The following is a 12825-nucleotide window of genomic DNA, read 5'->3' on the forward strand; positions in this document are numbered from 1 at the left end:
GAAAATGGTTTACTGACAGCTGCCACTGAAACAGTCGTCCGAATGACCGAAGCCGATCACGCCACTGCAGTGCATGACCTCGGAGTAGGAGCCACCCCCACATGAGCCGTTGCCATAGGTTGCGGTGTTGTAGTCCATATCTTCCGCCTGACGGATTTCACCATTGACCTGGATATAATCCAGAATCACATCGCGGCCGTCGCCATCGTTGGTAAATTCCACATCCACATTACCGAAGGCACCACCGATATAGGTGTAATCCTGAGCACTGGTGCTCAACGTCCAGTTCGCCACCACGGTACCGCCGACGATCAGGTTGATTTGTTCACTGCCACTGGTGCCGCGCGCGCGCACCACGATATTGTCGGAGGTACCGCCGGAACTGCCACCCGATGAACCGCCACTGCTGCCGCCGGAAGAACCGCCGCAATCACCGCTAAAGCAGGCACCGGTACCGCCGAAGCCGATCACACCGGAGCAATGCATGGTGTCAGAATAGGAACCACCGCCGCACTCGCCATTGGCGTAGGTCGCGGTGTTGTACTCCATATCTTCTGCCTGACGGGTTTCGCCATTGACGTACACATAGTCGAGAATCACATCGCGGCTGCCGCCGTCATTGTCATATTCCACCTGGATGTCGCCGGCCGCACCGCCGGAGTAGGTGTAGTCCGCGAGACTTGTAGTCAGGTTCCAGTCGGCAACCACATTGCCACCGATGAGCAGGTTGATGTGCTCACCACCGGCCACACCCTGTGCCCGCACCACAATATCCGTGCTGGAAGGTGTGCTGCCACTGGAGCTACCACCGGAGCTGCCACCCGAACTACCTCCAGAGCTGCCACCACTGGTGCCCAGGGTAATATTGGAATTACCGCTGCTCTGGTAACCCTCGGTGGCCATTACCATGTAATCGTGGGTACCCAGGTTCAGGCCGTGGCTGGCCCAGGCATCGAAGTGGTTACCGGTGGTGATGGTGCCGCCGGTGCGCTTTTGCTGGCGCACACTCCAGTACTGGTAAAAGGTCGCGGTGCCCTCGATGGAAGGCTGATTCACCCGCTGGGTGCGATAGATATCGTAGGTGCCGCCATCGGTGTTGACGGTGCCGTAGTAGGTCCCGCTTTCTCCGGGACGGTATGAACCCCAGTTATCCACGATGTAATACTCCACCAGTGGATTACGGGTCCAGCCGTACAGGGTGAGGTATCCGTTGCCGGATGGATTGAAGGTGCCGGAATAGCTCACGGTCCGACGCCCACCGGGGTTCCAGCCCTTGCCGCCCACCCAGTTGCCGGTATTGCTCCAGGAGGAGCTGTAATTACCGCCCGCACCCAGAGTCATCGATACAGTGCCGGGGGCATCGGTCCAGAAGGAGTAGTAATAGCCGTTGTGATTACCGGTCTGGTTCGAGGTCAGCGTCTGGGCGTCGGCTGCGGAAAAACCGAGTGACGCCACTACGCACAGGGCAAAGGCGGACACAGCGCCTCTGCGCCGCGGTTGGTCTTGCGGTGTGTTTTTTCGGTACATCCAGTCAAACGGGTTGCGTAGATTTCTCATCTAGTCGCGTCTCCATGTTGTGGGTATTTATTGTTTTTGGGAGAGGTCCCGCTGCGCGCAATCGCGGGAACTGCCCTCTCTTGGAGCCAACATGTTAGCGCTACCAAAAATGGGTTCTGGCCGGTAGCAAGTCAACACCCACAGGCAGAAAGGCGTCATATACCACTGAATGGCGTGTAGTTAATTGCAAAAAAGCGACCGGGCTCTCATGTTAGAAAACCGTCGTACAGGGGAATGCGCGCAATACCCGATTCCCTGCACCGGAACGAAGCCCCCACAGGTCACGACAGGCACAAAAAAGGGGCAACCAATCAGGCTGCCCCTCCAGGGTGAGTCACCACTTTCCTGCGACACTAATCCATGCTGTAAACACTGGACTATTTCAGGTCAAACCGGTCCAGCGTCATCACCTTGGTCCAGGCGTCAACAAAGTCGTTGACGAACTTCTCGCCGTTGTCGTTGGTCGCGTACAACTCGGACAGGGCGCGCAGCTCGGAGTTGGAGCCGAAGATCAGATCCACCGGAGTGGCGGTCCATTTCTTCTCGCCAGTCTTGCGGTCAAACCCTTCGTAGAGACCATTTTCCTGTGGAGACTTGGACCACTTGGTGTCCATATCCAGCAGATTAACGAAGAAGTCGTTGCTGAGCGTACCCGGCTTGTCGGTAAAGACTCCGTGGCGGGTGTCGTCGTAGTTCGCACCCAGGGTACGCATGCCGCCGACCAGCACGGTCATCTCCGGTACGCTCAAATCCAGCAGGTTAGCGCTGTCGATCAGCATATCTACGGGCATCAGGTGCGCGTCGTCGCTGTAGTAGTTACGGAAGCCGTCGGCCTTGCGCTCGAGATAACCAAAGGACTGCACGTCGGTCATTTCCTGGGTGGCGTCGTTGCGGCCCGGCTTGAACGGCACGATTACGTCGTAGCCCGCGTTTTTTGCCGCCCGTTCAATCGCCGCGGCACCACCGAGGACAATCATGTCGGCCATGGAGATTTTCTTGCCGCCGCGCGCTTTGCGGTTAAAGTCCTGCTGAATTTTCTCCAGCTGGTCCAGAACCTTGTCCAGCTCCTGCGGGTTATTCACGGCCCAGTCCTTCTGCGGCGCGAGACGGATGCGTGCACCATTGGCGCCACCCCGCATATCGGTAATACGGAAGGAAGAGGCGGAGGCCCAGGCAGTACGTACCAGCTCAGGCACGGTGAGGCCGCTGTCCAGTACCTCGGTTTTCAGGTTCTTCACGTCACGATCGCTGATCAGTTTGAAATCCACTTCCGGGATCGGGTCCTGCCAGCTCAGCACTTCCGCCGGTACTTCGTCACCCAGATAGCGCGCACGCGGACCGAGGTCGCGGTGGGTCAGTTTGAACCACGCCTTGGCAAACGCCTGCTGGAACTCTTCCGGGTTCTTGTGGAAACGCTCGGCGATCGCCTTGTACTTCGGATCGAAGCGCATGGAGAGGTCGGTGGTGAACATCATCGGTGCGTGACGCTTGCCCTCAACGTGCGCATCCGGAACGAACTTCACCTGCTCGGCATTCTCAGGCTCCCACTGGGTGTGGCCAGCCGGGCTCTTGGTTTTCACCCACTCGAATCCGAACAGGTTGTCCAGGAACTGGGAGCTCCAGGCAATCGGGTTGGCAGACCAGGCGCCTTCCAGACCGGAAGTGACGGTATCTTCGGAGTGGCCCTTGCCACACTTGTTGGTCCAGCCGAAGCCCTGCTCTTCCAGCGCGGCACCACCCGGCGCTGCACCAACACATTTGTCCGGCTTGTGCGCACCGTGGGCCTTACCGAAGGTATGACCACCGGCGATCAGCGCTACGGTCTCTTCATCACTCATAGCCATGCGGCCAAAGGTATCGCGAATACGGTGGCCGGCAGCAACCGGATCCGGATTGCCGTTGGGCCCTTCCGGGTTTACGTAGATCAGGCCCATATGATCCGCGGCCAGCGGTTTTTCCAACTTCTTCCCATCAAAACGCTTGTCGTTGCCGACCCACTCGCGCTCAGAGCCCCAGTAGACGACGTCGGCTTCCCAGTCGTCTTCACGCCCACCGGCGAAGCCGAAAGTTTCGAAGCCCATGGATTCCAGAGATACGTTACCGGCCAGCACCATCAGGTCTGCCCAGGAAATGCTGTTGCCGTATTTCTGCTTTACCGGCCACAGCAGGCGGCGCGCCTTGTCCAGGTTCACATTGTCCGGCCAGCTGTTCAGTGGCTCGAAGCGCTGCTGGCCACCACCGGCGCCACCGCGACCATCGTAGACACGATAGGTACCGGCACTGTGCCAGGCCATGCGGATAAAGAAGGGCCCATAGTGCCCGTAATCAGCCGGCCACCAGTCCTGGGAACTAGTGAGGACTTTTTCGATGTCTTTTTTGACCGCGCCCAGGTCCAGCTTGCGGAAAGCTTCGGCGTAATCGAAGTCTGCCCCCATCGGGTTGGACTTTTCCGCGTTCATGCGCAGCGGTTGCAGGTCGATACGATTCGGCCACCAGTCCTGGTTGGACATGGGCTCGTTTGTCTGAGCGGCATTGACGTTGACAGAGATGGCAGTTGCCATAGCCACCGCCAGGGAGAGGGATTTCTTGAGCATTGGATTGCATTCCTTATAGTCTCATCAATCGGACGAGAGAATCCTATAGGGTCACGCAATCAGCTTGAAATTAGACGTTATTATCGAGCTTATTAATATCCACAATCTGATAGAAACCATTTATAGCTCGATAATATCAGCCTGATAGCGAGCTGCAATTTATCGAGCGAAATTCCATCAATCTGCACTCAGACTAACCAGGGGAATACGGGTGATGACAATATCTTCTTTATTTTCCCCGTAAGCCACGTACAGGTGGCCTTTCCACACATAGGACTTGGGGTAACTGAACCCCTTTCTTTTATACAGGCCGGTGTAACGCGGGCCTTCGAGCTTGTCACCTCCCGCGCGCAGCAGATAGGCGCGGTCAAAGAGGGCTCCGTCATCACTCAGGGTGATGGTGAGCGGCTCGCGCGTTTTTGAACCACTGGGGTTGTTGACAATATACGCGGTGCCGCCGGGTAAATTACCCGCACTCTGCTTGGCCCGGGAATCCGGCATATCGGTTTTCTGTGCCCGGGTCCAGGTCTCACCACAGTCTTTACTCTCCGCAGCCAGTACCCGGAAGCTGCTCTGTTGATCCCGGAAAACCATCACCAGAGAACCGTCCTTGCGGCGAAAATTACTCGGCTCCAGTTCCCGGCTGATATGCTTTTTGACCGACGAATTTTCAAACTTGCCCAGCGTCCAGCCGCGCAACCCCGACAGGTCTCCGGTAAAGATGGGTGTGGCCAACAAACCGGGCTGGCGGTGCAGAGCGGTTACCAGCCTGCCGCAATAAGTATGAAAATCCTGTTCGATCACACCGTCGAGCAGCTCACCGGAAGCAAATTGCGGCCGCACCGGCCCACTCCAGTCTCCACCTTTGTGGCTGGTAAACACTTCCGGATAACCGCCCCGGGGCGATAGCTGATGCGGCCATACATTGATGAAGGCATACAGGTCGTCGCCCTCTGCCCACCAGCCACCGCTGGTTACTACGGCCTCCTCCCGTGCCGGCGCCAGCACCTCGGGGGCGCTCCACTGCAGGCCATCGCGGCTGGTGGCGTAGAGCACGCGGGTATCCGCGGCGTCTTCATCCCGCGACGAACTCTGCCACTGCGCGTAAAGAGTTCCGTTGTGCGCAAACAGCACGGCGCCGTGGTTGTACTGGCTCTTGCCCTGTTCGGCCGTATAGACGGTCGCTGTCTCTACCCCTTCGGGTACCTCAAGCCCCAGATTTTGTGGCTGGGAAAAATCGAATAACTCGAGAGCCACTTCGAAGGGCTGTGCAGCGACAGTGAATGAAAAGCAGATACAGGGAATAGCCCACAGGGCGCTCAAAAACTTCTTCATAAAACCGGAAACCAGAATGATCAGCTATGGCAAGGCATAACAAGCAGTGTCAAAGGATAAGAATCGCTGAGAAAAATCGTCTCACTCAACTTTAGAACGGGTTCAGCGTGTACCCCTGTTGCTGCAACAGTGCGTGGGTGGTCATGGCCGAAATCGACATTTCAACACCGGGCAACAATTGGGTATTTTCGATGCCGTGATAGGCGGCGGATTGGCCACATAAAATTACGCGCACGCCGTGTTTTTGCAGCTCCGCGAGTAAGGGTGCGTTGGCATTGTCACTACCAAACTTTTCCCTGTGAACCTTGTTGTCGAGCAAATCAAAGCCCGCCTTGCCATGTACCACTAATGCAAGCTCGATTTGCTCCGGGGGGACACCTGCGCGGGCCTGCATATTCAGAAAACGGGCCAGGCTCTCGAAACGGCGATTCGCTTTATCCTCTCCGCCCTGCTCGGCGACGTCAAAAGCGATTTTAAATCGTTCCAGTCCCGTCAGCGACAAACTCTGCTCCACTTTGGCTACAGCACCATAGTTTTTGATGACCGGTCCCTTGGAAAATTCCGCTGCCGATGCAAGGGAGGAAAACAGAGATACAACGAATAGGGTAAGTGTGATTTTCATGCTTCAAATATCACCGTTTAACAAGCTGTTGGTTAGCCTGCCGATTCGACAGCGGGCGCGGATACAACCGGATCTGGACTGGAGGGCGCGAGCTCCAGCCGGTTACGACCGGCCTGCTTCGCGCGATACAGAGCGGCATCTGCGGCTTCAAACAATTGAATCGCCGATGCGTAATTACCGTGCTGGAAAGTTGCGACGCCGATACTCACGGTAAGCGGCATTTTGTCCAGTTTCAGTTCTGCCACCAGTTTGACCAGGCGCTCCGCAACAATGACGGCCTGTCCCGGCGTTGTGCGCGGCAACAGGATGGCGAACTCTTCTCCCCCGTAGCGACAGGCCAGTACCGGTTTCCGCACCTGCTTTCTCACAAGCTGACCTACCGCACACAGCGCCGCATCCCCGCGGGCATGCCCCAACCGATCGTTGATGGCCTTGAAATGGTCCAGGTCGAGAACCAGCAGGGCGAGGGGCGTGTTATTGCGGGTAGCGAGGGTAAATTCCCGCGGCAGCTGTTCATCAAAGTAGCGGCGGTTAAACAGCCCGGTTAATTGATCCGTAATACCGTGGCGCTGAATCTCCCCGACTCTGGCACCCAAAGCCAGGGAAAGCAAAACCATTTCCACCAGCGCTCCCACCTGGAACGCGTTATGGGTAAAGCTGTTGTGGGGCACGAGACCAAAGGTCTTTAGCATGTAGATAACGACACTGATCAACAGCGCGCCCCACCCCACCAGAAAGTAGCGGGCGGGCACCGATCCCCGCAATAGGCTGATCACCCCCATCACCATAAACAGCATGGAAAGTACCAGGGTCAAAATCGCGAGGCTCAGGATCATCGGGCCATAGCTGACAAACGGCGAGATGGCGGTCAGCGGGAACAACAGATAGAGCAACCAGCGTGCAACCCTGTCGGTGCGCGGCGCCAGTTGCGGGCCGGAGCAGACGGTGCGCACAAACTGGATACCGAAAATCAGCGTGAAGCCGAGAAGAATCAGCAGGCTCTGGTTGGCCAACCACGGATTGCCCGGCCACAGATACTGGAATGAAACCCCGTTGTGCACGCCAAAGTAGAGCCCATAGCTGACGGCGTATCCCATGTAGTAGGCGTAGGCTCGGTCGCGCACCGCCATAAACAGGAACAGGTTGTAAATTACCAACACCAGGAAGCCACCGTAGTAGATTCCCAGCAATATCTGTTCTTTGCCCAATTGCGGTAGAAAAGCGGTTTCGCTACTGACGGTAAGACCGATATTCATCGAGCCCGCGGTCTGGTAACGCAGGTAGTAGGTTTGTGTTGTGTGCGCCGGCAGGGTGATGGGGAATACGAAATCGCGTAGGTTCAGGGGCCGGGAGTGGAAATTGCGTCGGTCGCCGGTTTCTGTCAGCGACCAGCTGCCATCGGCCGCCGGCTGCCAGAAATCCAGTTGATCAATCAACGGGTAATCCTGGCGGAGAATCAGTCCAACAGGCTCTGCGGTTGGGTTTTGCAGGGTGACCGCCACCCAGTAGGTTGCACTGCTGAAGCCGAAGTTGGTGCCCTGAATTTCGCTGGCCCGCCATCGCCGCTGCGAGTCCGCTGCGGTTACGTCCTGCAGGCCAAGGCTACCCTGTTCATCCACCAGAATGCGCAGATAGGGCGCAAGGCTTTGCGGCCGCTGCTCCTCCGCCACGACAAACGGCCCGGCCGAGGCACTCACTGACAGGCAAATCAGCACCAGCCCGCAAACCCACCTTGCGATATGCATCGCCGTCGTTTCCCCATGTTTATTTTTCTGATAACTGACGCGAAATCTTACCACAACCACCTGGAAATCCCGGCCAGGTTAGAACTCCGGCCTAAACTGGATCAGTCTTGATGACCGACGAAAAGCGGTCATTTTTCATGCAGCATGATTCAATACCGGAGCCAGGATGGCAACGGCCAATAAGCGATCAACAGGAAGTAGAGTAGAGGTAATGGATTTAACGCATCAGGGATACGGGAAGAGTGCGAAACTGATCCCGTTGCTTTTACTAGTCTTACTTTTCGCCGCGGTCAGTTTCCCGAATCAAGCACACGCCGACTGCCAGCCAAAACCTCCCGCTTCCGGCGGAACCTTAACCTGCTCCGGCAGCGACCCCGGATTTTCAGTCAGTAACCTCAGCGACCTCACCATCGATATTCTGCCGGGTGCCAGCCTGAACGGCCCGATCAATGCCGCCGACATCGGGACCTTAACCATCGACAATGAGGGCATTCTCCAGTCTGTCAGCTTGCTCAATATCGGGCTACTGAACTTCGACAACGCCGGTACCATTAACCAGGGGTTGGAAATGGCCGGCGATGGCGACCACAACGTGATCAATCGCGCCACCGGCAATATCAATCAGTTTTTTACCTTCAGTGGCGACGGCGACAACTCCGTCGTGAATGAAGGCATCCTGAACCAGGGCATCAAGGCCAACGGCAACGGTTCCATGCGAATCCTCAACGAGGCAACGGCGACCATCAACTCGGGCATTCAGGTTACCGGTAGCGCAGATACCCTCGTCGATAACTACGGCACGATTCAGGGAGATCCGTTCTCACTGGATGCGGGTGATGATGTCGTCATCAACCGCGCTGGTGCGAGAATTAATTCACAGGTAAATCAGGGTGCCGGCACCGATACCTTTCTGATGGAGGGCGGCTTCGTCAATTCCATGCAGCAGGGTGAAGGCAACGATCAAGCTACGGTGCTCGATGGCGAGTTGCCCACCTATATGGCCGGTGCAGGTGACGACCAGCTCATCTGGAGCGGTGGTGAGATCCGCAATCTGGATATGCAGGATGGCGATGATTATGCGCGGCTTATCGGATTGGATGACAACAACCTCAGGGGTTACCCGATTAATGGGGGACTGGGTTCTGACCAGCTGGATTGGGAAAACACCGTCGGCGGCCGCCCCGACCGATTGACCAACTGGGAACAGATCCGCCTACTGAACGGTTCGGAACTGACCATGAATGGAAACCTGATCCTGGGTGATAGCGGCACTGGGGCAGGTAGCCTTTTTATCGACCGCAGTGCCACACTGTTTGCCAACCAGGGATCACACAGCATTCAACCGGCGATTGCCGGAAATTCTGCCCGTCTGCGCAACGCCGGCCTGATCGATATGACAGGCAATGACAACCCCAACGATATCCTGTCACTCACCGGCGACTACGTTGGTCAAAACGGACGTATGGCACTGGATACTTTTCTGGGGAGCGATGGTTCGCCTTCGGACTACCTCCGCACCGACGGGAACGAGCGGGGAACCACCACACTTTTTATCAACAACGCCAACGGCCCCGGTGCATTGACCAGCAGGGACGGTATTCTCGTCAATCAGGTCGTCAATGGCATCAGCACCCCCAGAGCCTTTACCCTGGGTAGCAGGGTAGCTGCGGGTCCCTATGAGTACTTCCTGTTTCGCGGTGGGGTCTCCGCGGGTACCGAGAATAACTGGTACCTGCGCTCGCACTCGGCACCGGAAATAAGTCCTCCCAACACTGGCAGCTCAAGCAGCTCTTCCAGCTCCGGGGGCAGCACCTCGAGTAGCTCGTCCAGCTCCGGGGGCAGCACCTCGAGTAGCTCGTCCAGCTCGGGTGGCATGACTTCCAGCAGCTCTTCCAGTTCTGGGGGATCCACCTCAAGTAGTTCATCCAGCTCCGGAGGAACCGCCTCGAGCAGCTCATCCAGCTCCGGGGGCACCACTTCCAGCAGTTCATCCAGCTCCGGGGGCACCACTTCGAGCAGCTCATCCAGCTCCGGCGGAACCACTTCCAGCAGTTCATCCAGCTCCGGGGGCACCACTTCCAGCAGTTCATCCAGCTCCGGGGGAACCACTTCGAGCAGCTCATCGAGCTCCGGCGGAACCACTTCCAGCAGTTCATCCAGCTCAGGAGGGACTACTTCCAGCAGCTCCTCAAGTTCCGGCGGCAGTACGTCCAGCAGTTCCTCAAGCTCTGGTGGCAGCACCTCCAGTAGTTCATCCGGATCCGGAAGTAGCTCCTCATCGAGCAGCTCCGGCGGCAGTAGTTCTAGCAGCAGCTCGAGCAGCTCCAGTTCAGGCGGCAGCAGCTCCGGCGGCGCCGTGACCGAAGCAAAACCGATCCCGCTATACCGCCCCGAGGTCTCGGTAAATGTGGCCCTGCCGTCGGTGAGTCGTGCGCTTGGGCGTGAAACACTCGGCACCTTCCACGAACGGGAGGGCGAGCAGGCGTGGTCGAAACGCAATGACGGACTCAGTGCCCTGTGGGTGCGAGCATTCGGCAATCAACTCAAACTGTCCCATGGAGGCTCAGTAGACCCCAAATTCGATGGCAACCTGTGGGGGCTACAGGTCGGCGTACCCGTATACGGCCGGGGAAGCGTGCACGGGCAGCGGGATATATTCGGGGTAATGCTCGGTACCGGAGGCGCCAATGGTGATACGCGCGGCTTCGCGCTGGGCGAACGCAACCTATCCACCGGCAAGGTGGAGCTGGATCAGTACAACCTGGGAGGCTACTGGACACACCACTGGGTCGGCGGTGCCTATTTTGATGGCGTACTGATGTATTCCAGTTTTGACGGCGAGAGTCGTTCTAGCCTCGGTATATCCACCGATATCGACGGTGACGAATATCTGGCATCCATGGAGGTCGGTTTACCGATTCCCCTAGACGGGACCTGGAACCTGGAACCTCAGGCCCAGTTAATCTGGCAGCACCAGAGAATGGATAACACGCGTGATGTATTTTCATCGATCGAATTTGACAACATAGACTCACTGACCGCGCGTATTGGTGGGCGCTTTGTGGCAGATATCGTGCGCGGTTCCAGCGTATGGCGGCCCTACTTCAAGGCGAATATCTGGTATGAAGACGCCGGCTCCGACAAGGTCTACTTCAACACCACCCCCATACTGGTAGACAGAGGACAGGCAATGCTCGAAACGGGTATCGGGCTAACCGCAGACTTCAGCGGCACCACCAGCCTGTTCGGGATTATTGACTACACCCAGGATATCGACACCGGGGATCTCGAATCCTTTGAGGCCCGGATCGGTTTCCACAAGCGATGGTGAAGTAATAAAACGGTTTAAAAAATAAAAAAGGGGCTGCAAAGTTGCAGCCCCTTTTTATTTACAGTGATTAAGGAATTACTCGCTTAATCGTTCAATGCCACTACCAGCACGGATTTCGCCGGCACCTGCAGTTGCAGCTCTCCGGTGGCTTCCCCTTCGGCATGGTATTTCGCCGGTTCCACCTGGCGCGGCGCCTCAAACGTATTGCGCGCATCCATGGTACTGGCAGTGATCAGACGGCCACTGGCGTCGGTCACTTCCAGGCCTGTCACATCTACCGAAATGGTATGTTCCTGGTTCGGGTCCAGGTTCACCAGCGACAGATAAATCTTGCCATCCTTGCCGCGGGCGGCAGATGCGCTAATGCCCGGCAGCGACTGGTCACCCATGCGATAGCTGCGCGGGTTCTCTATTTCGAATGGTAGGGCCGTAGCATCCTGAAATACCTGGTACAGGTCGTACACGTGGTAGGTGGGCGTCAGCACCATTTTGTCCTTATCAGTGAGAATCATCGCCTGCAGCACATTCACCATCTGCGCGATATTGGTCATGTGGACCCGGTCCGCATGCTCGTGGAATACGTTGAAATTCAACGCGGCAACCACGGCATCCCGCAGTGTGTTCTGCTGATACAGGAAACCGGGTTCACGTCCCTCTTCCGGGTTGTACCAGGTGCCCCACTCATCCACGTAAAAACCCAGCTTTTTCTCCGGATCATTCTTATCCAGTACCTTTTTGTTCAGCCGAATAAATTCATCTATGCGGAGGGTCTGCCGCAGGGTGGCGAACCACTCATCTTCGGCAAAGCCTGTAGACTCCCCTTTGTCGTCCCAATCACCCGTGGGCAGGGTGTAGTAATGGAAACTGATTCCGTCCATCTGACGCTGAACATTCTTGCTCAGGGTATCGGTCCAGGAGGTATCGGTAGTGTGACCGCCGCTCGCAACATATTTCGGCTCACTGCCGCGGGGGGTCTTCAAAAAGGTGGCGAAGTGGTTATAGAGATCCGCATAATAAGCCGGACGCATATGTCCGCCGCAGCCCCAGGCCTCGTTACCCACACCGAAATAGGCAATTTTCCACGGCTCATCGCGGCCGTTTTTACGACGTTCTTCCACCACCGCGGAGTTACTTGTACCGGTCATGTATTCCAGCCACTCGGCCATCTCGCGCGGGTTACCGGTGCCCAGGTTGCCGTTCACATAGGCTTCCGCACCTATCAGTTCCACCAGCTCGAAAAATTCGTGAGTGCCGAAGGCATTGTCTTCCTCAACCCCGCCCCAGTGGGTGTTGACTCGCACAGGGCGCTGGTCACGCGGGCCGATACCATCGCGCCAGCGGTACTCATCGGCAAAACAGCCTCCCGGCCAGCGCACCAGAGGTACATTGATTTCCCGCAGCGCCTCGATCACATCGGTGCGGAAGCCGTTGATATTTTCTATTTCCGAGTCTTTGCCGACCCAGATTCCCTCGTAGATGCCGCGCCCCAGGTGCTCGGCAAACTGACCGTAGATATCGCGATGGATGGTGGCGCCCGGTTGGGTACTGTCGATGGTGATGCGGGGGGTGTCTTGTGCAACCACGGTGGTCGCCGACAAACCGATTGCCAGGGTGGCAAGGTAACGTTTCAACTTCATTTTT

The 12825-nt window shown here is 57.0% G+C and carries 7 protein-coding genes; 1 reads left to right on the forward strand and 6 read right to left on the reverse strand.

Translation table 11 applies throughout. From position 1 onward, the window contains the following. Positions 1-9 precede the first annotated feature (9 nt). From HUW35_RS18940 to HUW35_RS03370, 5 genes are all read right to left on the reverse strand, one after another. The gene (locus HUW35_RS18940) at positions 10-1557 is read right to left on the reverse strand and encodes a glycoside hydrolase family 11 protein (protein ID WP_305075971.1); all 1548 of its coding nucleotides are present in this window, start codon (positions 1555-1557) and stop codon (positions 10-12) included. Positions 1558-1934: 377 nt separating this feature from the next. Then, positions 1935-4151 carry a catalase/peroxidase HPI gene (katG, locus tag HUW35_RS03355; RefSeq protein ID WP_181254242.1) on the reverse strand — a complete coding sequence of 739 codons (2217 nt, stop codon included), beginning with the start codon at positions 4149-4151 and terminating at the stop codon, positions 1935-1937. A gap of 177 nt (positions 4152-4328) precedes the next feature. Then, positions 4329-5486 (reverse strand): sialidase family protein, encoded by a 1158-nt coding sequence (locus tag HUW35_RS03360; protein WP_181254243.1) that lies wholly within the window; start codon positions 5484-5486, stop codon positions 4329-4331. Positions 5487-5577: 91 nt separating this feature from the next. Then, complete coding sequence (locus HUW35_RS03365) at positions 5578-6108, reverse strand: DsrE family protein (protein ID WP_181254244.1); 531 nt, start codon at positions 6106-6108, stop codon at positions 5578-5580. Between the two features lie 32 nt (positions 6109-6140). Beyond that, complete coding sequence (locus HUW35_RS03370; protein WP_181254245.1) at positions 6141-7853, reverse strand: diguanylate cyclase; 1713 nt, start codon at positions 7851-7853, stop codon at positions 6141-6143. Between the two features lie 211 nt (positions 7854-8064). On the opposite strand from HUW35_RS03370, the gene HUW35_RS03375 reads away from it, so the two are divergent. Next, the gene (locus HUW35_RS03375) at positions 8065-11184 is read left to right on the forward strand and encodes an autotransporter domain-containing protein (protein ID WP_181254246.1); all 3120 of its coding nucleotides are present in this window, start codon (positions 8065-8067) and stop codon (positions 11182-11184) included. An 83-nt stretch (positions 11185-11267) separates the two neighbouring features. Here HUW35_RS03375 and HUW35_RS03380 read toward each other — a convergent pair whose 3' ends face one another. Then, positions 11268-12821: an alpha-N-arabinofuranosidase gene (locus HUW35_RS03380; RefSeq protein ID WP_181254247.1), complete on the reverse strand. Its 1554-nt coding sequence runs from the start codon at positions 12819-12821 to the stop codon at positions 11268-11270. Positions 12822-12825 lie beyond the last annotated feature (4 nt).

The organism is Microbulbifer sp. YPW1, assembly GCF_013367775.1.
In the GTDB taxonomy this organism is placed as follows: Bacteria; Pseudomonadota; Gammaproteobacteria; order Pseudomonadales; family Cellvibrionaceae; genus Microbulbifer.